Origin of the sequence: Xanthomonas sp. CFBP 8443 (genome assembly GCF_025666195.1) — a bacterium.
GTDB lineage: Bacteria > Pseudomonadota > Gammaproteobacteria > Xanthomonadales > Xanthomonadaceae > Xanthomonas_A.
On record NZ_CP102592.1, the window covers coordinates 321,157 to 343,144 of the forward strand.

Genomic DNA, 21,988 nt, shown 5'->3' on the forward strand with positions numbered 1-21,988 from the left:
TTTCCCCGCCGGCGTGCGCCATCGCCACGCCGGCCGACCCCGACCCGGAGTGATTGCGCATGACCACCGAACACAGCCTGGACGCGCTGCTGGCACCGATCGCCGAGGACGCCGCGTCCGGCCCGGACCTGGAATACGACCCGGACTTCCTGGCGCTGGACCGCGCCGCGGCGAACAAGGCCGAGCGCGCGGTCGGCGACAGCGTGATCGCTGCCGAGGAACCGGATTGGGACAAGGTGCAGACGCTGGCGTTGGCGCTGTTCCGCCGCAGCCACGACCTGCGCGTGGCGATCCACCTGAGCGCGGCCTGGCTGCGCCTGCGCGGCCTGCCCGGCTGGGCCGACGGCCTGGCCCTGCTGCATGCGCTGCTGGCGCAGCGCTGGGACAGCGTGCACCCGCAGCTGGACGCCGAGGACGACGACGACCCGACCGCGCGGGTCAACGCCGTGGTCGCGCTGGTCGATCCGCTGGGCCTGCTCGGCGCGCTGCGCGCCACCGCGTTCGTGCAGTCGCCGCGGCTGGGCCGCTTCAGCCTGCGCGACCTGCGCGTGGCCAACGGCAGCGTGAAACCGGCCAACGCCGCCGACAGCGTGCCCTCGCTGACCGAGATCGAAGCCTGCTGCCTGGACTGCCCGGTGGACGCGCTGGGCGAGACCGTGGCCGCGGTGCAGCGCGCGCTGCAGTCGGCGCGCGAGGTGGACGCGCTGTTCGCCGAGCGCATCGGCAGCGCCGCACCGGACTTCAAGCCGCTGCTCGGCGACCTGCGCGACCTGGAGCGCTTCCTGCTGCCGCAGTGGACCGCGCGCACCGGCGGCAGCGCCGAGGGCGAGGGCGATGCGGATGTCGGACAGGCCGAGGGTGGCGCCGCGGCGCCGGCCGGCGGCGGTGGCAACGCCCGCATCGCCAGCCCCGACGACGTGATGCGCCGTCTCGACGAGATCTGCGCGTACTACGCCAGCCACGAACCCTCCAGCCCGGTGCCGCTGCTGCTGCGCCGCGCGCAGCGCCTGGTCGGGCGCAACTTCCTGGACCTGCTGAAGGAACTGGCCCCGGGCGGGGTCAGCGAACTGCAGCACGTGGCCGGCGTCCGCGACGAGGACGCCTGAGCCGGCGCGCACCGCCCGCTGCCAGAGCGGTGTCAGTTTGTCCGCCGGAGGGAGCTTCGGCCCGGCACTGCCGAAGCCGGGGCGTTTCAGGCTCCTCGCGTCGCGACTGAAGTCGCTCCCACAAGGTCTTGCGGCGAGCGGGCCGGGTGCACTGTGGGAGGGACTTCAGTCCCGACTGCTTCCGAAGCCGGATAGCCGGGCTAACTCGCTCGTCACGGTTGAAACCGCTCCTACAGGGAGCGGCCGGCTTGTCGGATTTAGGAGGGGCTCCAAGAGCTTGCGACGAGCCGGTCGGGTGCACTGTGGGAGGGACTTCAGTCCCGACTGCTTCCGAAGCCGGATCGCTGGACTACTTCGCTCGTCGCAGTTGGAACCGCTCCTACAGGGAGCGACCGGCTTGTCGGATTTAGGAGGGCTCCTACAAGAGCTTGCGACGAGCCGGCCGGGTGCACTGTGGGAGGGACTTCAGTCCCGACTGCTTCCAAGCCGGATCGCTGGACTACTTCGCTCGTCGCGGTCGAAACCACTCCTACAGGGAGCAGCCGACTCGTCGGATTTAGGAGGGCTCCTACAAGAGCTTGCGACGAGCCGGCCGGGTGCACTGTGGGAGGGACTGCAGTCCCGACTGCTTCCAAGCCGGATCGCTGGACTACTTCGCTCGTCGCGGTTGAAACCGCTCCTGGCAGGGAGCGGCCGGCTTGTCGGATTTAGGAGGGGCTCCTACAAGAGCTTGCGATGAGCCGGCCGGGTGCACTGTGGGAGGGACTTCAGTCCCGACTGCTTCCAAGCCGGATCGCTGGACTACTTCGCTCGTCGCAGTTGAAACCGCTCCTGGCAGGGAGCGGCCGACTTGTCGGGTGCATTGCAGGAGGGGCTTCAGCCCGGACGCGCGGAGTATCCGAAAGCCCGGCAGGCCCCGTTTCGCGGTGGTGGCGAGGCCACCTGGCGTCGCCGGCAGCGGTGCGTGGCCGGCGCTGGATCGAGTATCCCGATCTGGTCTTACCAGCTGTACAACTTCCAGTACACCGGCGACACGTTGTCCTTGTTGCCGTCCATGTGCCCGTCGCCGTTCTGGTCGTACAGGTAGTAGGCCGGAGCGTTGGCCGGGGTCACCTTGACCATGCGCAGCTGGCCGGAGACCCGGTACTCGTCCACGGTGTCGCCGTTGTCCAGTTTGCGCTGGGTCACGTCCGCACCGCGCACGTCGACCGGCGCACCGTCCGGACCGATGCCGGTCGAGGCGCAGCCCGCCAGCAGCAACAACGGAACCAGCATCAGGGCTTTCATCGCAGCATTCTCCACAGCCTAAGTCGTCGCCGCCGATTATGCGCCGCGCGGCCGGATTCGGCGCGCGAAGGGCTGGACGCACCCGGCGGTGGGAGAGGGCCAAGGCACGCGCGCTGTTCCCTTCTCCCTGCGGGAGAAGGTGCCCCGCAGGGGCGGATGAGGGTAGGGCGCAGCCTCATCCGCCCAACTCCACGAGACGCTTTCGCGCCGGACCCTCACCCCAACCCCTCTCCCGGCGGGAGAGGGGCTAGGTTGCTCCCCCTTCTCCCCTCGGGAGAAGGTGCCCCGCAGGGGCGGATGAGGGTAGGGCGCAGCCTCGTGCACCCAACTCCACGAGACGCTTTCGCGCCGAACCCTCACCCCAACCCCTCTCCCGGCGGGAGAGGGGTGTTGCTCCCCTTCTCCCCTCGGGAGAAGGTGCCCCGCAGGGGCGGATGAGGGTACGGGCGAAGCCTCGTGCACCCAGATCAGCGAGCCGCTTCGCGCCGGACCCTCACCCCAACCCCTCTCCCGAGGGGGAGAGGGGCAAAGGCATGCGCCGGCCTTCCTTTACCTGACAACGGCCCAGGCGGCCCGATGCTTTTCCGAGTCCCGAGTCCCGAGTCCCGGCCCGAGCCCCAACCCCACCCAGCGTAGAATTGCCCGATGAGCCGATTAGTCCTGATCGACGGGTCCAGTTACCTGTATCGCGCGTTCCACGCGCTCCCTCCGCTGACCAATCCTGCCGGCGAGCCCACCGGCGCGCTGTTCGGCGTGGTCAACATGCTGCGCGCCACGCTGAAGGAGCGCCCGGAATACGTCGCCTTCGTGGTCGACGCGCCGGGCAAGACCTTCCGTGACGATCTGTACCCGCAGTACAAGGCCAACCGCCCGCCGATGCCCGACGACCTGCGCGCGCAGGTCGAGCCGATGTGCCAGATCGTGCACGCGCTGGGCATCACCATCCTGCGCGAGGGCGGGGTGGAGGCCGACGACGTGATCGGCACGCTGGCCCTGCAGGGCGCCGGCGACGGCCTGGACGTGACCATCTCCACCGGCGACAAGGACTTCGCCCAGCTGGTGCGCCCGGGCGTGCAGCTGGTCAACACCATGAGCGGCAGCCGCATGGACTCCGACGCGGCGGTGATGGAGAAGTTCGGCGTGTGGCCGAGCCAGATCGTGGACCTGCTGGCGCTGATGGGCGACGCCATCGACAACGTGCCGGGCGTGGACAAGTGCGGGCCCAAGACCGCGGCCAAGTGGCTGGCCGAGTACGGGTCGCTGGACGGGGTGATGGCCAACGCCGACGCGATCAAGGGCAAGATCGGCGAGAACCTGCGCGCGGCGCTGGCGCGGCTGCCGCTGAACCGCGAACTGGTCACGATCAAGACCGACGTGGCCCTGCCCGGCGGCCCGCGCACGCTGGTCCTGCGCGAGCAGGAGCCGGACCTGCTGCGCGGCCTGTACCAGCGCTACGGCTTCACCCAGGCGCTGCGCGATCTGGACGGCGGCGTGGCCGCCCCGGCCGGCGCCGCCGAGGGCGCGCCCAGCCTGCGCGGCACCGCCGCCGGCTACGCCCGCGCCGCCGCGCCCATCGACGACACCCTGGATCCGGCGCTGGCGGCCAAGGGCGATTACACCGCGGTCATGACCCCGGCGCAGTTCGAGCACCTGCTCGAGCGCCTGCGCGTGGCCGACCGCTTCGCCTTCGACACCGAGACCGACGCGCTGGACGCGATGCGCGCCAACCTGGTCGGGCTCAGCTTCGCGATCGAGCCGGGCCGTGCCGACTACCTGCCGCTGGGCCACGACTACCCCGGCGCGCCGGTGCAGCTGGACCGGCAGCTGGCGTTGGCCGCGCTGAAGCCGTTGCTGGAAAACCCGGCCAAGGCCAAGGTCGGCCAGCACGGCAAGTACGACCTGCACGTGCTGCGCCGCCACGGCATCGACGTGCGCGGCTACGCCGACGACACCATGCTGGAGAGCTTCGTGCTCAATTCCACCGCCAGCCGCCACGACATGGACTCGCTGGCGCGGCGCTACCTGGGCTACGAGACGGTCAAGTACGAGGACGTGGCCGGCAAGGGCGCCAAGCAGATCGCGTTCTCGCAGGTCGCCATCGACGACGCCACCGGCTACGCCGCCGAGGACGCCGACATCACCCTGCGCCTGCACCGCGCGCTGTCCGCGCAGCTGGACGCCGAGCCGGCGCTGGCCAGGGTCTACCGCGAGATCGAGATGCCGCTGGTGCCGGTGCTGGCGCGGATCGAGGCCAACGGCGTCAGCGTGGACATGGCCGAACTGCGCAAGCAGAGCCAGGACCTGAGCCAGCGCATGCTGGCCGCGCAGCAGAAGGCCACCGCGCTGGCCGGGCGCACCTTCAACCTGGATTCCCCCAAGCAGCTGCAGGCGGTGCTGTTCGACGAACTGAAGCTGCCGGCGCTGCTGAAGACCCCCAAAGGCCAGCCCAGCACCAACGAAGAGGCGCTGGAGGCGATCGCCGCCGAGCACGAGCTGCCGCGGGTGATCCTGGAATACCGCGGGCTGGCCAAGCTGCGCAGCACCTATACCGACAAGCTGCCGGAGATGATCAATCTCGACACCGGCCGCGTGCACACCAGCTACCACCAGGCCGGCGCCGCCACCGGGCGGCTGTCCTCGGCCGATCCGAACCTGCAGAACATCCCGATCCGCACCGAGGACGGCCGCCGCATCCGCCGCGCCTTCGTCGCCCCGCCCGGGCGCAAGCTGATCGCCTGCGACTACTCGCAGATCGAACTGCGGATCATGGCCCACCTGTCCGAGGACGCGGGCCTGCTGCGCGCCTTCGGCGCCGGCGTGGACGTGCACCGCGCCACCGCCGCCGAGGTGTTCGGGCGCAAGCTGGAGGAGGTCACGCCGAACGAGCGCCGCGCCGCCAAGGCGATCAACTTCGGCCTGATGTACGGCATGAGCGCGTTCGGCCTGGCCCGCAACCTGGGCATCGGCCGCGGCGAAGCGCAGGACTACGTGGCGCTGTACTTCAGCCGCTACCCGGGCGTGCGCGACTTCATGGAGCGCATGCGCGAGCAGGCCCGCACCCAGGGCTACGTGGAGACCCTGTTCGGCCGCCGGCTGTACCTGAACGACATCAACGCCAAGCAGCAGGGCATGCGCGCCGGCGCCGAGCGCGCGGCGATCAACGCGCCGATGCAGGGCACCGCCGCGGACATCATCAAGCGCGCCATGGTCAGCGTGGACGCCTGGCTGGAGCGGCACCGCGACCGCGCGCTGATGATCCTGCAGGTGCACGACGAACTGGTGTTCGAGGCCGACGCCGACTTCGTCGAGACGCTCTTGCCCGAAGTGACCCGGCTGATGGCCGGTGCCGCCGAGCTGAAGGTGCCGCTGGTGGTGGACAGCGGGGTCGGCGACAACTGGGACGAGGCGCATTAGGCTTTTTCTCGGGACTCGGGACTCGGGACTCGGGACTCGGGACTCGGCGAGTCGTAGGCGGGGCGGGGCGGGGCGGGGCGGGGCGGGAGCGAAGCCGCGGTCTCGCTGGACGGCGGCAAGCAACAGGGCAGCGCCTACGCCGGCCAGCTGATGTGCGGCACCGACGTCGACCTGCAGCGCTTGAGCAAGACCCAGGCACCACCTATGCGGTGCCGTATCTGGGCACGGCGCTGGCGCGCGAGCCGATCGAGTGCGCGTGTGGCTGAATCGAACGCGCGGCGCCTGAATGCCTTCATCCGGACTGCGTGCGATGCCGAAAAAGGTGCCGGGTGGAATGTAGAAGCATCCCGGCGATGATTACGTCCGAATCTTCTTCGTTCATCGCGCGCGGATCTCGGCACAGGGATGCTGGAGCATGGATGCGCCAGATTGGCGACAACGCGCGATTCCGGGATCCATGGCGCATCGCGCGGGCGCTGCCGTGACGTTCCTGTGCATGAATCCGGCCTATAAAACACAGTTGTTTTTGGAACCTTGCGTTGCACTGAATTTCGCGAATGAATCGGTCCTTAATCCGACAAATTTTTAACTAAAATCTTCACGAACTAGCAAGGTAGAAAGTGTTTTTATATCCCTCGACAGGCGCAATACCTGTCGCGGATCTCCTCCCATCCCCTGGAGCAGATCTAGGAACGGCGACTCCTCCCCAAGTCTCCGTTCCCTGGCCCCGCCGACCTCCCCCTGGTCCGCGGGGCTTTTTATTGCCTGCAAGAAAGTTCCAGCGCCAATCCACTGCGCCGCCACAGCCGCCGGCGCAGGCCGGCATCAGGTCGCGGCCCAACCTCACCTGCGAGCGTGCGATGCCCGATCTTTTCCGTCTGTCGATGCCGTGGTGGGAATTCATCTTCCGCGCAGTGGTGGTGTACGTGGCGGTGCTGACGATGGTGCGGGTGTCGGGCAAGCGCGCGATGGGGCAGCTGACACCGTTCGACATGCTGCTGATCGTGCTGCTCGGCAATGCGGTGCAGAACGCGCTGCTCGGCCAGGACACCTCGCTCGGCGGCGGCCTGCTGCTGGCGGCGACGCTGATCTCCCTGAACTTCGGGGTCGGCCTGCTCACCTCGCGCAGTGCGCGCGCCGAGCGGCTGATCGAAGGCGAGCCGGTGGTGCTGGCGCGCGACGGGCATGTGTTCCGCCAGGTGCTGCGCCGCGAACTGGTCAGCAACGCCGACTTCGAGGCGGCGATGCGCCAGCAGGGCTGCCTGCAGCTGGACGAGGTCAGGCTGGCGCTGCTGGAGACCAACGGCCACATCACCATCGTCGCCGGCAAGGGCGATTGAGCGGCTCGGCGCTTTAAGCAGTTGGCAGCCCCCTGTAGGAGCGGCTTCAGCCGCGACCGGGCTTTCCCGGTAACGCCCCGGTCGCGGCTGAAGCCGCTCCTACAAGAGCGCGCGCCGGCAGAATGGTGGTCGAATAGGGTCGGGTTAGCGACGCGGCTCGGTCGGTTGCTCGAGCTGGTAGAGCGCGTCGTCCAGCGCGTCCAGCTGGGCGGCCAACGCGGTGCGCGCGTCCTGCAAGCCGCGGTTGTAGAAATGCGCGCCGATGCGTTCGGCGACGAAATCGAGCAGGAATTCGGCCTCGAAGGCGCCGATCTCCTGCTGCAGCTCGTCGCGCAGATAGCGCTGCAGCTGCTCGGCGATCTGCGCCTTCTCCTCGCGCCCCAGCACGCGCGATGGCAGCGTCGCGCTCATGCCAGCCACTCGCGCGGCACCAGGTAGTCGGCCAGGCGCGCCTCGGCGCTGCCTAGCTCGGGCTGGAAGCCGTATTCCCAGCGCACCCGCGGCGGCAGGCTCATCAGGATGCTCTCGCTGCGCCCGCCGCTCTGCAGGCCGAACAGGGTGCCGCGGTCGTAGACCAGGTTGAACTCGACGTAGCGCCCGCGCCGGTACAGCTGGAACTCGCGCTCGCGTTCGCCCCACGGCAGGGCGCGGCGGCGCTCGACGATCGGCAGGTAGGCGTCCAGGAAGCCGTCGCCGACCGCGCGCTGGTAGGCGAAGTCGCGTTCGAAGTCGCCATGCAGGTCGTCGAAGAACAGCCCGCCGACGCCGCGGGTCTCGTTGCGGTGCTTGAGGAAGAAGTATTCGTCGCACCAGCGCTTGTGCGCCGCGTAGCGGTCTGCGCCGAACGGCGCGCACAGCGCCTGCGCAGTGCGGTGCCAGTGGCGCACGTCCTCGTCGAACGGGTAATACGGGGTCAGGTCGAAGCCGCCGCCGAACCACCAGGCCACGGTCTGGCCGTCGCGCTCGGCGCGGAAGAAGCGCACGTTGGCGTGGGTGGTGGGCAGGTACGGGCTGTGCGGGTGGAACACCAGCGACACGCCGGTGGCGCGCCACGAGGCGCCGGCCAGCTCCGGACGGTTGGCGCTGGCCGAGGGCGGCAGGCGCGTGCCGGACACGTCGGAGAAGCCGATCCCGGCCTGCTCGAACACCGCGCCGTCGCGCAGGATGCGGGTGCGCCCGCCGCCGCCTTCCGCCCGCTGCCACAGGTCCTCGGCGAAGCGGGCGCGGCCGTCGGCGGCCTCGATGGCGGCGCAGATGCGGTCCTGCAGGCCGGTCAGGTAGTCGCGTACTCGGTCGAACTCGGTCATGGGCGGTATGGCAGTCGGGCAGTGGGGAAGAGGTGCTAGCCAGCCATCTGGCTGGGCGAGGCGGCAAGGGCACGCCACATTATTGCGTGGCCGTGCCAGGCCCCTGTTAACGCGACCGGGATTGCCGCCGGGCACGCGCCCCAGGTTGCCGTGGTGCTTCGTCCGCCCCCTCATCCGCCCCTCGCGCACCTTTGGCCATGGTCCCGTAGGGAGAAGGAAGCGATGCCAGGCAGTGCAGCGGGCGCAGTAGCGCCATGGCAGCTGTGGCGGCTGGATTGCGCGGTTACCGCTCCGCGGCGCCGCAGCGGCCGGTCTCGTCGCCGAAGAGCACCACGAAGCGGTGCGCGCGATCCAGCCCGAGCAGGTGGTTCGCCCCGAGCGGACGCAACCGCCATTGCTGTCCGTCGCGCTGGCGCAGCACGACCTGGCCGTCGTCCAGGCGCGCGTCCAGCGCCTCGCCATCGCCGCTACGCACGCGGCCGTCGGCGCCGAACTGCAGGCTGATCGCGTTGCCGATGGGGGCGATGAAGCGGCCGCACGGCAGCCGCGTCGCCGGCGGCGACTGCAGCAGCGCCGCGTCCACCTCTTCCAACGCGGTGGTGCGGCCGCAGGCGACCGGATCGGACAGGGCGCAGGCCTGTTCCAGCAGCGCCTTCGCCCGCAGGAACTGGCCGGCGTCCCACAGCCGCTCCGCCGCCGCGGTGCAGACGCGCGGGGAGGCGCTGCGCTGGCATACGGCTTCGGGTTGCAAGGCAGTGCTGGCCTGGGCGGGCGCCGCGGCCGCAGCCGGTGCGGGATCGAGCAGCGCGTGGCAGGCGAACGGCAGCTGCGGCCCGCAAAGCGCCGCGGCCTGCGCGTGCCCGCCTTGCGCCAGCCGCTGCGCGCAGGCCGGCAGGTCCGCGCGGCACTGCGCGATGGCCGCTGTGGCTGTCGCCGCCTGCGTCGGCGCCTGGCAGGGCGCCGTGCTGCCGCGCCGATAGACGGTGCCGTCCGGCGCACGGACCTGCGCCGCATCCGCCGACAGCGCGTAACGCTCGCTGCGGCCGCTGTCCAGGTCGAACAGCTGCAGATCGTCGCCCTGGCGCTGCAGATGGAACCGCCGCGGCGTGTCCTGCTCCGGTTCCAGCCGTGCGCTGTCGGCGCTTTCCAGGTACAGCGCGTTCTGCGCATCGTCCATGTACAGGCCGCACAGCGGCGCGGCGGGCGCGGCGTCGGCGCAGGCGGCGATGCCCAGCCAGGCCAGCGCGAACAAGGTGGTGCCGGCCAGGAAGCGGCGGCTGGGGCGATACGCTGTCATCGGAAATCCTTTTCGGAGCCGGCGCGATGCCGGCGGGGGAGTGAGATCAGGTGCGGAATTCGGCGCGGACCGCCGGCCGGTACAGCAGGTAGACGATCCATCCGTGCAGCGCGGCGAAGACCAGGCAGGTCAGCACCGCACTGAACATGCCGGCGATGCGCCCGCTGCGCAGCTCGGCGTGCAGCTCCGACGCATCGGCGCCGTACTGGGCGCCGTGCGGCAGCCACGCCTGCAACGCATCGAACACCTCCCACAGCAGCGGCAGGCTGACGAAGTTGGCCAGCGCGGTGAGCAGCAGGAAGGCGACGAACGCCACCCGCGCCCACTCGCGCCGGCGCAGCAGCGACCACGACGTGGCGCAGAACGCCAGCGCCAACGCGGCCGACAGCCACGACAAGGCCAGCAGGTGGTCCGTGCACCATTGCAGCAGCGGCGGCAGCCGCAGCTCGATCAGCAGCAGCATCTGCGCGATCGCGCCGTCCGGCAGCACCGTCACCAGCAGCGCCTGCGCCAGCGCGTAGAGCAACCACAGCACGCCGACCAGCAGCGAGACCTTCGCCATCGAGTCGATCATCGGGTTGCGCGCAACGGGCAGGGGCGGGGGCGACATGCGGCGGTCCTTCGGTGGGAGGCGGCAGTGGGTGCCGCGTAGCGTCCGGCAAGGATAGAGGGCGCGGCCGGCGACGCAAGCCGGTGGGGTGCTGCTGGGCCATCGTTCTGTTTGTTGGCCATCGGCTCCCGGCGATGGCCTACGCCGGGAAGCATGCCGCTTCGTTTGTCGCGGCTGAAGCCGCTCCTACAGGTGGCTCGCGGCGCTGCTGCGGGAGGGCTTCATTCCCGGCGGCGTGCGTCGCCAGGAAGGCCATTGCCGTGTTGCCGCTGCCGCAGCCGCTGCCGCAGCCGTTCCTGCCGTGGCAGGAACGGCACGCTCGCGCAAGAAACCTACTTCAACTGCTGCTCGAACAACTTCAGGATCCGCTTGTATTCGTCCAGCCACGAGTCGGCGCGGGTGAAGCCATGCCGTTCCAGCGGGTACGGGGCGATCTCCCAGTTGTCCTTGTGCAGTTCGATCAGCTTCTGGCTCATGCTCACCGAATCGCGGAAGAACACGTTGTCGTCGATCATGCCGTGGGCGATCAGCAGGTGGTCGCGCAGGCCTGCGGCGTATTCGATCGGCGAGGAGGTGCGGTAGGCCTGCGGATCGAGTTCCGGGGTGTTGAGGATGTTGGCGGTGTATTCGTGGTTGTACTGGCTCCAGTCGCCGACCGGGCGCAGCGCGGCGCCGGCCTTGAACGTGCCGGGGCTGCGGAACAGCGCCATGTAGGTCATGAAGCCGCCGTAGGAGCCGCCATAGATGCCGGCGCGGTCGCGGTCGCCCTGCTTGTCGGCGACCAGCCAGTCCAGGCCGTCCAGGTAGTCCTCCAGCTCCGGGTGGCCCATGTTGCGGTAGATCGCGGTGCGCCAGTCGCGGCCGTAGCCGGCGCTGGCGCGGTAGTCCAGGTCGAGCACCACGTAGCCCTTCTGCACCAGCAGGTTGTGGAACATCTGCTCGCGGAAGTACGGGGTGTAGCGCGCCGACACGTTCTGCAGGTAGCCGGCACCGTGCACGAACATCACGATCGGGTAGCGCTTGCCGGGCTCGGGATGCTGCGGGCCGTAGTACTTGCCCCAGACCGTGCCGGCGCCGTGCTTGGACGGCACCTGCACGTACTGCGGCTGGATCCAGTCGCGCGCCTTGAACGCGGCGCTGCGCGTGTCGGTGAGGGTGCGCGCGCTGCCGCCGGCCACTGGCAGCACCGCCAGCTGCGGCGGCAGGTAGCTGCCCGAATAGCGCACCAGCAGCTGCTGGCCGTCCGGCGACAACGCGAAGTCCTCCACCCCGTCGAGCGCGGTCAGCTCGCTGACGCGGTCCTCGCGCAGGTCGAGCTTGCATACCTCGTAGTCGCCCGGCCACTTGCGGTTGCACAGGAACAGGAAGCCCTGGCCATCGGCAGTGGCGACCGGCGCGGAGACTTCCCACTTGCCGGAGGTGCGCTGCCGCGGCTTGTCGTTGCCGCGCTGGGTGTACAGGTGCGCGTAGCCGGACTGCTCGGACAGCAGCCACAGCGTCTGGTTGTCCGGCAGCCAGCCGAACTCGTTGAAGCTCCAGCCGATCCAGGCCGCATCGGTGAGACGGTGGCGGTTCTGCAGCGTGGCCTTGTCCAGGTCGACGCTGGCGATCCAGCGGTCCTTGTTGTCGACCGCGCGCAGCATCACCGCGGCATTGCGGCCGTCGTCGCTCCAGTGGATCGCCGGACCGGCGCCGTCGCCGTCGGTCTCCACGCGGATCGCGCGCGGACCCTTGAGCGGCTCCTGCTTGGCGGCCTTGCGCAGCGCCGCCAGCGGATCGGCGTCGATCCCGGGCAGGGCGTCGACGCCGAGCTTGCGCGCGCTGCCGGCGGCCACGTCGACCAGCCACAGCGTCTGCGCCAGCGGCAGGTTGCGGCCGACGCGGGTGCGGGTCTCCTGGAATTCCTCGTAGCCCGATTCGGTGACGTACTTGGGCATCTTGCCGTCGCGGCCTTCGTCGGCGCCTTTGGCATGGGTCACCACCAGCAGGTGGCGGCCGTCCGGCGACAGCGCGCTGTCGTCGATGGCCACGTCCTCGCCCAGATACACCGGCGCCGGCGCGCGGCTGCCGTCGGCGCGGCGCCAGGCCTGCTCCTGCTGCCGCGCCAGATCGCGCTGCGCGCGGTCGCGGGCCAGGGTTTCCAAGGTGCGCAGTTGCTGCTCGCGCAGCGCATCGGGCTTGGGCGCGGCGTCGGGATCGCGTTCGGCCTTGAGCACCGCGGCTTGCTGCGTGCCGCCGCCGGCGCTCCAGCGGTACCAGTCGTTGCCGACCCGCCACAGCGCGCCGCCGTCGGTGGTGAACTGCGGACGCGAGGCAGCCTCGTTGCTGCGGGTCAGCTGGGTCAGCGCGCCGCTGCGCAGGTCGCGCAGGAACACGTCGCCGTTGCGCACGAACAGCATGCGCTGGCGGCCCCTGTCGTAGACCGGATTGGCCGCATCCAGCGTGCTGCGCTGGGTGTCCTCCACGCGCTGCGCGGCGCTGCCGTCAACGCCTTGGCGGTAGGTGTCGCGCACCGGGCTGCCGGCGCGCTTGAGCTGGTACTGCACCTGGCGCCCGTCCCACCCCCACCAGGCATCCTCGACCGGCGGCCCGATCCAGTCCGGATCGGCCATCGCCTGCTCGATGGTCAACGGGGCGGCGGTGTCCTGTGCGGCGGCCAGCGGCGCCAGGCAGGACAGGGACAGCAACACAAGGCACAAGGGGACGCGGCGCATCTGGATTCCGGACGAACGGGCAAGCGGCGAGGGTAGCAGCCGCGGCGCGGCGGCGACTGCGCCGTTGGTCATGGGGCCGGGACTCGGGACTGGGGACTCGGGACTCGGTGGACGTCGCGAGTGCTTTGCATTTTTTGTTTTCTGTAGGCGGGGCTTTGATCCCGACGCTCTACCGGAAGGCGTCGGGGCTGAAGAGCCTCCTACAGAAAAGCGCTGCGTTGGGGTGGCAGGAAGACCGTTTTTTTCAAGATGGCATTTCTTTCATCAAATCGCTTGACAGCGATTTGCCCCGGGACAGCTTCCTGCCGTCCCGAGTCCCGAACGCCACTGCGACAACCCGTCACACGCAATTTCACATGGCAGGGCTAACAATACGGGTCGGTTATTGTTTTGCAGGCGACGCCCATGGACGCATTGCTGCTGTCGCGCATCCAGTTCGGATTCGTCATCAGTTTCCACGTGCTGTTTCCGGCCTTCACCATCGGCCTGTCGAGCTGGCTGGCGTTCCTGGAGTGGCGCTGGCTGCGCACGCGCGACACGCTGTGGCGCGACCTGTACTTCTTCTGGCTGAAGATCTTCGCCGTGTCGTTCGGCATGGGCGTGGTCAGCGGCATCGTGATGAGTTTCCAGTTCGGCACCAACTGGTCGGTGCTCAGCGAGCGCGCCGGCAACATCCTCGGTCCGCTGCTCAGCTACGAGGTGCTGACCGCGTTCTTCCTGGAGGCCTCGTTCCTGGGGGTGATGCTGTTCGGCTGGCGCAAGGTGCCGGAGAAGCTGCACTTCCTGTCCACCTGCCTGGTCGCGCTGGGCACGCTGATCTCCACCTTCTGGATCCTGTCGGCCAACAGCTGGCTGCACACGCCGGCCGGCTATGCGATCGTCGATGGCGTGTTCCAGCCGGCCAGCTGGCGCGAGGTGATCTTCAATCCGTCGTTCCCCTACCGGCTCACGCACATGGTGCTGGCCGCGTTCATCACCACCTGTTTCGTGATCGGCGGGGTCAGCGGCTGGTACCTGCGCCGCGGCGAGCATCTGGACGCGGCCGGGCGCATGCTGAAGCTGGCGGTGGCGTTCGCCGCCATCGCGGTGCCGCTGCAGATCGCCGCCGGCGACGCGCATGGCCTGAACACGCTCAAGCACCAGCCGATGAAGGTGGCGGCGATGGAGGCGCACTGGCACAACGAGGCGCCGGGCGCGGGCGTGCCGCTGGTGCTGTTCGCGGTGCCCAACGAGGAGGCCGAGCGCAACGACTACGAGGTGAAGATCCCGCGCGTGGGCAGCGTGATCCTGACCCATACGCTGGACGGACAGATCGCGCCGCTGACCACGGTGCCGAAGGACGAGCGGCCGCCGGTGAAGCCGGTGTTCTACGCGTTCCGGGTCATGGTCGGGCTGGGCATGGCGATGCTGCTGCTGGCGTTCGTGTCGCTGTTCTTCTGGTGGCGCGGCACGCTGCTGCGGCGGCGCGCGCTGCACGTGGCGTGGAACGCGATGCTGCCGGCCGGCTTCATCGCCCTGATCTCCGGCTGGTTCGTCACCGAGATCGGGCGCCAGCCGTACGTGGTCTACGGCCTGCTGCACACCCGCGATGCGGTCAGCGCGGTCAGCCCGGCGATGGTGTGGGTGTCGCTGAGCGTGTACGTGGCCGCGTATGCCTTCGTGTTCGGCTTCGGCAGCTGGTACATCCTGAAGATGCTACGCAGCGGACCGCTGCCGCACGAGCCGGAGCCGCACACGCAGGATGGCGACAAGACCCCCGCGCGGCCGATCTCGGCGGCCGACGACTACATCGAGGAGGCGCGCTGATGGACATGGCGACCGTGCTGCCGGTCATCTGGTTCGGGGTGATCGGCTTTGGCGTGCTGATGTACGTGCTGCTGGACGGCTTCGTGCTCGGCCTGGGCATCCTGGCGCCGTTCGCCGAGGACGAGGACCAGCTCGACCTGATGATGAACACCGCCGCGCCGATCTGGGACGGCAACGAGACCTGGCTGGTGCTGGGCGGTGCCGGGCTGCTGGCGGCGTTCCCGAAGGCGTATGCGGTGGTGCTGTCGGCGCTGTACCTGCCGGTGCTGATGATGCTGATCGCGCTGGTGTTCCGCGGCGTGGCCTTCGAGTTCCGCTTCAAGGCGCACAGCTCCAAGTACCTGTGGGGCTGGGCGTTCGCCGCCGGCTCGCTGTGCGCGGCGTTCTGGCAGGGGGTGATCCTCGGCGCGCTGGTCGAGGGCATGCCGCTGCAGGGCGGCAAGTACCTGGGCGGCGTGCTCGGCTGGTTCAGCCCGTTCTCGATCCTGACCGGCGCGGCGGTGGTGTTCGGTTACGCGCTGCTCGGCGGCAGTTGGCTGATCCTCAAGACCGAAGGGCCGATGCAGCGCATCGCGCGCTCGCTGACCCGGCCGCTGGTGCTGGTGGTGGTGGTGTTCATGGGCCTGGTCAGCGCGTGGCTGCCGTTCCTGGACTCGCGGATCATGGCGCGCTGGTTCCACGACGGCAATTTCTGGTGGCTGTCGCCGGTCCCGCTGCTGGTGCTGGTCAACGCGTTCGCGCTGTGGCGCGCGGCGATGGCGCAGGGCCGCGATGCGCGCCCGTTCGTGCTGACCCTGTGCTTCTTCGTGCTCGGGTTCTTCGGCCTGGTGCTGGGCATCTGGCCGAACATCGTGCCGCCGGGGCTGACCATCTGGGAAGCGGCGTCGCCGCCGTCCTCGCAGGGCTTCGTGCTGGTCGGGCTGGCGGTGCTGCTGCCGGTGATCCTGGGCTATACGGCCTGGTCGTACCGGGTGTTCCGCGGCAAGATCACCGCCGACACCGGCTACCACCACTGAGCCTGCGCGTTGCGGGGCGGCGGCGGGCGACGGGCGGGGCCGCGCCCGCGCGCATCCGGCTTGCCAGCGACGATGGCGGCGGCCAAGCTACGTGACCCGCTGCCGTTGCGGGCCAGTCGCCCGCCGAGCCGTCGCCACGCATGCCTGCCGTTCCTGCCCCTGTTTCCACGCCGTTGCTGCATCCGCTCGCGGTCGGCGAGGCGCACCGCGCGCTGGCCTACGCCGGCGGCCAGCACATCGATCTGGCCACTTTCCTCGGCCACGTGCGCGGCCTGGCCGCGGTGCTGCCGCCGGGCCGGCATGCGCTGAACCTGTGCGAGGACCGCTACCGCTTCATGGTCGCGTTCTGCGCGGTGGCGCTGCGCGGGCAGACCTCGCTGTTGCCGTCCTCGCGCGCGCCGGCGGTGGTCGCCGAGGTGCAGCGCAGCCATGCCGACAGCTACTGCCTGGGCGACCTGGCGCTGGCCGAGCCGCCGCCGCACTACTGGCAATTGCCCGAGCCGCTGCCGAGCCTGGACGGCGACATGCCGCAGCTGGCGGACGATGCGCTGGTCGCGATCGGTTTCACCTCCGGCAGCACCGGCGCGCCCAAGCCCAATCCCAAGACCTGGGGCAGCTTCCTGACCAGCACCCGCCAGGACCTGCTGGCGCTGACCGGACTGTGGCCGGCGGACGCCGTCCCGCAGGTCGTGGCGACGGTGCCGCCGCAGCACATGTACGGCATGGAGCTGTCGGTGTTGCTGCCGCTGGTGACGCCGCTGGCGGTGCACGCCGGGCGGCCGTTCTTCCCCGAGGACGTGGTGCGCGCGCTGGCGCAGGTGCCGGCGCCGCGGCTGCTGGTGACCACGCCGGTGCATCTGCGCGCGCTGGTCGAATCCGGCGTGGCGCTGCCGCCGCTGGCCGGCATCGTCTCGGCCACCGCGCCGCTGGCGCAGGACCTGGCCGCGGCCGCCGAGGCCCGCTTCGGCGGCGAAGTGCGCGAGATGTTCGGGTCCACCGAGACCTGCGTGTTCGCCAGCCGCCGCACGGCGCGCGATGCGCAGTGGACGCCGCTGCCCGGCGTGCGCGTGCTGCCGCAGCCGGACGGCACGCTGGTGTACGCACCGCACCTGTCGCAACCGGTCCTGCTCGCCGACCTGATGGAGGTGGACGCCGACGGCCGCTTCCAGGTGCGCGGGCGCCAGGCCGACCTGCTGGAAATCGCCGGCAAGCGCGCCTCGCTGGCCGACCTGACGCGGCGCCTGCTGGCGCTGCCGGGCGTGGTCGACGGCGCGATGCTGCAACTGGAGCCCGAATCCGGCCAGGCGGTCGGCCGCATCGCCGCGGTGGTGGTCGCGCCCACCCTGGACGAGGCGTCGATCCTGGCCGCGCTGCGCCGCGAACTGGACCCGGTGTTCCTGCCGCGCCGGCTGCGCAAGCTCGACGCCCTGCCGCGCAACGAAACCGGCAAGCTGCCGCGCGATCGGTTGCTGGCGTTGTTGGCGGGGGAGCGCGAGGGCTGAGGGGCGGCGCCGATGGCGCGCCTTGTGGCCTGCCGCATCCACGCGCAGAGGATCGGTGTCGGCCACCGTCGGTGGCCTTGCGACGCTACATGCGATCAGGATGCGCGCCAACGTGAACGGCAAAGCGCGCCTGCAACCGAGTTTTCCGCATCGCGTCGAGCGTCGCTGCCGCCGGGAGCACGGTCTGTCGTGAACGCCGGCATGGGGCGTAGCCGAACGTCTTGCGCGGCCCGGTGCCCCTTGTCGAGCATCCGCTAGGCCGCGGCTGCGGCGCTGGCGCCGTCAGCCGCGCGCCGGCTCAGCCATGCACGCCATCGATCTCCACCGCCAGCTCGTTGCGGCAGATCACTGCGTGCAGCAGCAGGCGCGGGACGCGGTCGCCGAAGCGGGCGTCGAGGGCGTCGGCGACCAGCGGCAGGTCGGCCGCTTCGCGGACGTAGACCTTCAGCCGGGTGCCGTCGCCGAACTGCGCGGGCAGGTCGGGGGCGTGGCTGCGTGCGGCGGCCAGCAGTGCGTCGAAGTTGGCAAAGGTTTCCTCCAATTGCGCCATCAGCTGACCGCTGTGCATCGAGGCGTGGCCGACCACGCTGGCGGTGCCGGACAGCAGCAGCGGCATGTCGCTGCCGGCCGGCGGCAGCATCGCGCGGGCGAAGCTCGGCGATTGCGGGCCGTACTGGCGCGGATAGCGGTAGGCGCTGACCTGGCGCGGGTTCTCCAGCGGCGTGCCGGCCTGCGCGGCGGCCAGCCAGTAGATCTGGATCACCCGCGCGTCGTCGCAGCGGCCGACCGCGGTGGCGGCCGGGAGCTGGCTGGGGTCGAAATCGCCCAGCCCGCGCGCGCGGCCGACGCAGAACTGGCGGTAGCGCTCGCGGTCGCCGCTGCCCAGGGTGATCGCGTCCAGGTAGTTCCAGATGCGCAGCAGGCGCGGGGTGGCGCTGCCGGCGACGAAGGCGGTGATCTGCGCGTAGGCCAGCGCCGAGGCTTCTTCGATGTCCAGCGTCTGCTCGTCGATCTCGATCACGCCGAACTGCAGGCGGCCGTCGCTAGCCCAGGCGATGTCGCCGTCGCGGCCGCTGCGCACCGGCGCGTCGGTGCGCCAGATCTCGAGCATGCGCGGGCCGTGCGGTTGCAGCGGCACGCGCAGGTAGCGCGGATCGTCGTGATGCGGGGCGTCGTTGCCGAAGCCGAACACGGCCAGTACCCGTTCGTCGCGCAGCAGGTCGCCCGGATCGGTTTCGGCGACGTAGTCCACCTCCAGCTGCGGATGCCGCTGGTCGTGGGGCGGGAACTGCGGGTGCGGCCGGCTCATGCGTTGTCTCCGTGCAGGGTGTCGCCTTGGAACTGTTCGCGTGCCTGGCGGCGACGATGGCGCCAGGCACTCCATGCGCGCGGCAGCATCGATACCGCGGACATGGCGTAGATCGCGCGGAACACGCGCAGCCGGCGGATCACCGTGCGGTTGTCGAAGACGTCGCCGGCCAGCATCGCCACCACCGCCTCTTCCACCTGCAGCACGTTGCGCGGATGCGCGAACAGCTCGCGCATGGTCGGCGAGGTGAAGCGGTAGATGAACCACTTGAATTCGTCCAGGCCGCGGCGCAGGTGTTTCTCCAGGCCGCGCTGCAGCCGCGCCTCGCGCGCCGGATCGCGCAGCGCCGCGTCGACCATCGCCGCGCCGCGCTCGGCGCTGTGCATGGCCAGGTACACGCCGGAGGAGAACATCGGGTCGACGAAGGCGTAGGCGTCGCCGAGCATCAGCCAGCGCGGCCCGCTCATGCGCGTGCATTCGTAGGCGTAGTTGCCGGTGGCGTGCACCGGCGCCACGCGCTGCGCGCCCTGCATGCGCGCGGCCACGTCCGGGTTCAGCGCCAGGGTGCGCAGCAGGAACGCCTCGCTGTCGCCCTGGCGGGTCTTCATGTACTCCGGGTAGCACACCGCGCCGACGCTCATCACGTCGTCGGGCAGCGGGATCAGCCACATCCAGCCGTGCGGGTGGCGGTAGATGCTGATGTTGCCGGCGTCCTCGCCGGGGCGCCGCGCCACCCCGCGGAAGTGGCTGAACAGCGCTGCCGACTGGTGCTGCGCGTTGGCGCGCTTGAGCTTGAGCTTGTTGCCGAGGAAAGTGTCGCGGCCGCTGGCGTCGATCAGGTAGCGCGGGCGGAACGTGCGCACGCCGTCGGCGCCGCGCGCCTGCACCAGCGGCTGCTGGCCGTCCAGTTGCACCGCCTCGACCTTGACGCCCTCGTGCAGCTCGGCGCCGGCGGCGCGGGCGTGCGCGAACAGGACCCGGTCGAACTCGGCGCGCGGCACCTGGAACGCGTAGTCGGACTGCGCGCCCAGCGCCCGCGCGAAGCGGAAGGTGTTGTAGCCGCCAGCGTCGTTGGGGAAATCGGCGCCGAGCTTGAGCACGCCGATCGCGCGCACCTGCTCGAGCACGCCCAGCCGTTGCAGGATCGGGATGTTCATCGGCAGCAGCGATTCGCCGATGTGGAAGCGCGGGTGGTGGTCCTTCTCCAGCAGGGTCACCTGCCAGCCCTGCTGCGCCAGCAGGGTCGCCGCGGCGCAGCCGGCCGGGCCGCCGCCGATCACCAGCACGTCGGGCGTTTCCGCCGCGGCGGCCTGCGGCGTGGCGGGCGAGGGCGCGGGCGCGCGGGCGGGAGCGGTGGAATTCATCCTGAAAAACCTGCGGCGGACATGTAAGACGGGCGTCATGATAGCTTGCCGGCCAGGGTCGGACAGTTGCGCCGCTGCGCCCGATGCACCATCTTGTCGCACCTGTCCTCACCGCCTGGAAGCCCCTGGATGTCTTCGCAAACCGCCGCCGAACGTGAACTGGCCGAGCTGCTGGTCGAGAGCCTGAACCTGGAGGACGTGCAGCCCGGCGACATCGATCCGGAGGCGCCGCTGTTCAACACCGGGCTGGGCCTGGACTCGATCGACGCGCTGGAACTGGCGCTGGCGATCAGCAAGCGCTACGGCTTCCAGCTGCGCTCGGACAACGACGAGAACCGCCGCATCTTCGCCTCGCTGCGCGCGCTGTCGGCGCATGTCGAAGCCAACAAGACCAGCTGATCCGGCCGACGCCGCGCCGTGGGCGCTGGCGCTGAGCGTGCTGCTGGCGCTGGCGTATTCGCCGCTGGCGCATTGGGCCAATGCCGCGCACCGTTCCGACCTGGCCGTGCTGGCCGGCGCGGCGCTGGTGCTGATGCTGCTGGTGGAACCGATGGCGCGGTGGCGACCGTGGGCCTGGGCGCTGGCGGCGCTGGCGCTGGCGGCGCTGGTGCCGCTGTGGCGCTCGCCGCACGCGCTGTTGCTGCTGGCCGCGCCGCCGGTGCTGTTCACCGCCTGGGTGGCCTGGTTCTTCGGGCGCAGCCTGCAGCGCGGGCGCATTCCGCTGATCTCGCGCATCGTCGAGGCGCTGTATCGCCAGGCCGGGCTGCCGCTCACCCCCGCGCAGCTGCGCTACACGCGCCGGTTGACCTTGGCATGGGCGCTGCTGCTGGCGGCCATGACCTTGCTGAACCTGGTGCTGGCGCTGTGCGCGGTGCCCAGCGGGGTGCTGGCGCAGCTGGGGCAGGCCTCGCCGCTGCCGATCGCCGACGCGCACGCCTCGCTGATCGCCAATCTGCTGGGCTACGGGGTCATCGGCGGCTTCTTCGTCGGCGAGTACTTCCTGCGCGGGCGCTGGTTTCCGCAGCGTCCCTACCGTAATCTGCCTGACTTCCTGCACCGGTTGGCGCGGCTGGGGCCGGTCTTTTGGCGCGATCTGTTGCGCTGACGCGCGCATCGCGGGGGCAGAGGGTTGTGCAGATCACCAAGGAAAAACTGAAGATGCCGCAGGCAGGGATGCCGTCGCGTATGGCCTGGGCCGTGTGGAACGCTTTGCAACTGCTGTTCACCCTGAGCTTCACCGGGGTGGGCATCGTCGTGGCGCTGGGCCTGTTGCTGCTGTTCGGGCCGCGCCTGCCGCTGCGCATGGGCGCGCGGGTGTGGGCGCCGGTGCTGTTCTTCGGCGCCGGGGTGCGTTTCGAAGTGGAAGGCCAGGAGCGGGTGGACTGGTCGCGCAACCACCTGTTCGTCAGCAACCACCAGTCGATCATCGACATCTGCGCGCTGTTCGCGGCGCTGCCGGTGCCGCTGCGCTTCCTGCTCAAGGACGAAATGCTGCAGGTGCCGTTCGTGAGCTGGTACGCGCGCGCCACCGGCATGCTGTTCCTGGACCGCGACAGCCGCCGCGCCGGGGCCATGGTCCGGCGCCAGGCCGCGGCCCTGCTGGGCAAGGGCCAGGACCTGTGCCTGTTCCCGGAAGGCACCCGCAGCCGCAGCGGCGAACTGGCCGAATTCAAGGCCGGGCTACTGCAGGCCGCTATCGATGCTGGCGTGGACGTGGTGCCGGTGGCGTTGGACGGGGCGGGCAAGGTGCTGCCGTCGACCAGCCTGTTCCGGGTCCGGCCCGGGGTGATCCGGGTGCGGATCGGCGCGCCGATCAACGTGAACGGCGCCGATGGCCCGCTGGACCGGCAACAGCTGACCCAGCGCGCGCACCAGGCCGTCCGTGCCATGCTCGAACCCAGGATCTGAGTCGCTAC

Annotated in this window: 17 protein-coding genes; 9 read left to right on the forward strand and 8 right to left on the reverse strand. The window is 70.3% G+C overall.

Features of this window, described 5'->3' with window-relative positions:
* Positions 1-59: 59 nt before the first annotated feature.
* On the forward strand, positions 60-1,106 hold the full coding sequence (gene tssA / locus NUG20_RS01260; protein WP_263396668.1) for a type VI secretion system protein TssA: 1,047 nt from the start codon (positions 60-62) through the stop codon (positions 1,104-1,106).
* A gap of 999 nt (positions 1,107-2,105) precedes the next feature.
* Here the strand turns inward: tssA and NUG20_RS01265 are convergent.
* Entirely contained in the window at positions 2,106-2,393 is a 288-nt protein-coding gene (locus NUG20_RS01265) for a DUF2782 domain-containing protein (RefSeq protein ID WP_263396669.1), read from the reverse strand.
* A 645-nt stretch (positions 2,394-3,038) separates the two neighbouring features.
* Between NUG20_RS01265 and polA the strand changes: the two genes are divergently transcribed.
* Complete coding sequence (gene polA, locus NUG20_RS01270) at positions 3,039-5,807, forward strand: DNA polymerase I (protein WP_263396670.1); 2,769 nt, start codon at positions 3,039-3,041, stop codon at positions 5,805-5,807.
* 860 nt (positions 5,808-6,667) lie between these two features.
* Complete coding sequence (locus NUG20_RS01275; RefSeq protein ID WP_263396671.1) at positions 6,668-7,147, forward strand: DUF421 domain-containing protein; 480 nt, start codon at positions 6,668-6,670, stop codon at positions 7,145-7,147.
* A 144-nt stretch (positions 7,148-7,291) separates the two neighbouring features.
* Here the strand turns inward: NUG20_RS01275 and NUG20_RS01280 are convergent, their stop codons facing one another.
* The 5 genes from NUG20_RS01280 to NUG20_RS01300 form a co-directional block, all read right to left on the reverse strand.
* Positions 7,292-7,558, reverse strand: a complete 267-nt coding sequence (locus NUG20_RS01280) for a DUF2164 domain-containing protein (protein WP_263396672.1) — start codon at positions 7,556-7,558, stop codon at positions 7,292-7,294.
* Positions 7,555-8,454, reverse strand: a complete 900-nt coding sequence (hemF, locus tag NUG20_RS01285) for an oxygen-dependent coproporphyrinogen oxidase (RefSeq protein ID WP_263396673.1) — start codon at positions 8,452-8,454, stop codon at positions 7,555-7,557. The genes NUG20_RS01280 and hemF overlap by 4 nt, the downstream gene beginning before the upstream one ends.
* Positions 8,455-8,737: 283 nt before the next feature.
* Positions 8,738-9,751, reverse strand: a complete 1,014-nt coding sequence (locus NUG20_RS01290) for a hypothetical protein (protein WP_263396674.1) — start codon at positions 9,749-9,751, stop codon at positions 8,738-8,740.
* Between the two features lie 46 nt (positions 9,752-9,797).
* Positions 9,798-10,361, reverse strand: coding sequence for a hypothetical protein (locus NUG20_RS01295; protein ID WP_263396675.1), 564 nt, complete (start codon positions 10,359-10,361; stop codon positions 9,798-9,800).
* A gap of 332 nt (positions 10,362-10,693) precedes the next feature.
* On the reverse strand, positions 10,694-13,075 hold the full coding sequence (locus NUG20_RS01300) for a S9 family peptidase (RefSeq protein ID WP_263396676.1): 2,382 nt from the start codon (positions 13,073-13,075) through the stop codon (positions 10,694-10,696).
* 405 nt (positions 13,076-13,480) lie between these two features.
* On the opposite strand from NUG20_RS01300, the gene NUG20_RS01305 reads away from it, so the two are divergent.
* The 3 genes from NUG20_RS01305 (at position 13,481) to NUG20_RS01315 (ending at position 17,399) form a co-directional block, all read left to right on the forward strand.
* Positions 13,481-14,881 carry a cytochrome ubiquinol oxidase subunit I gene (locus tag NUG20_RS01305; protein ID WP_263396677.1) on the forward strand — a complete coding sequence of 467 codons (1,401 nt, stop codon included), beginning with the start codon at positions 13,481-13,483 and terminating at the stop codon, positions 14,879-14,881.
* Positions 14,881-15,897, forward strand: a complete 1,017-nt coding sequence (cydB, locus tag NUG20_RS01310) for a cytochrome d ubiquinol oxidase subunit II (RefSeq protein WP_263396678.1) — start codon at positions 14,881-14,883, stop codon at positions 15,895-15,897. The genes NUG20_RS01305 and cydB overlap by 1 nt, the downstream gene beginning before the upstream one ends.
* A gap of 140 nt (positions 15,898-16,037) precedes the next feature.
* The gene (locus NUG20_RS01315; protein WP_263396679.1) at positions 16,038-17,399 is read left to right on the forward strand and encodes an AMP-binding protein; all 1,362 of its coding nucleotides are present in this window, start codon (positions 16,038-16,040) and stop codon (positions 17,397-17,399) included.
* A 298-nt stretch (positions 17,400-17,697) separates the two neighbouring features.
* Here the strand turns inward: NUG20_RS01315 and NUG20_RS01320 are convergent, their stop codons facing one another.
* Both NUG20_RS01320 and NUG20_RS01325 read right to left on the reverse strand, forming a co-directional pair.
* The gene (locus NUG20_RS01320) at positions 17,698-18,708 is read right to left on the reverse strand and encodes a chorismate transformation FkbO/Hyg5 family protein (RefSeq protein ID WP_263396680.1); all 1,011 of its coding nucleotides are present in this window, start codon (positions 18,706-18,708) and stop codon (positions 17,698-17,700) included.
* On the reverse strand, positions 18,705-20,072 hold the full coding sequence (locus NUG20_RS01325) for an NAD(P)/FAD-dependent oxidoreductase (protein WP_263396681.1): 1,368 nt from the start codon (positions 20,070-20,072) through the stop codon (positions 18,705-18,707). Before NUG20_RS01325 ends, NUG20_RS01320 begins: the two co-directional genes overlap by 4 nt.
* 129 nt (positions 20,073-20,201) lie before the next feature.
* Between NUG20_RS01325 and xanC the strand changes: the two genes are divergently transcribed.
* From xanC to NUG20_RS01340, 3 genes are read left to right on the forward strand one after another with little or no spacing between them, the layout of a single operon-like run.
* On the forward strand, positions 20,202-20,471 hold the full coding sequence (gene xanC, locus NUG20_RS01330) for a xanthomonadin biosynthesis acyl carrier protein XanC (RefSeq protein WP_003470209.1): 270 nt from the start codon (positions 20,202-20,204) through the stop codon (positions 20,469-20,471).
* On the forward strand, positions 20,446-21,177 hold the full coding sequence (locus tag NUG20_RS01335; protein ID WP_263396682.1) for a COG4648 family protein: 732 nt from the start codon (positions 20,446-20,448) through the stop codon (positions 21,175-21,177). Before xanC ends, NUG20_RS01335 begins: the two co-directional genes overlap by 26 nt.
* Positions 21,178-21,230: 53 nt before the next feature.
* Complete coding sequence (locus tag NUG20_RS01340) at positions 21,231-21,980, forward strand: lysophospholipid acyltransferase family protein (protein WP_263398589.1); 750 nt, start codon at positions 21,231-21,233, stop codon at positions 21,978-21,980.
* Positions 21,981-21,988 lie beyond the last annotated feature (8 nt).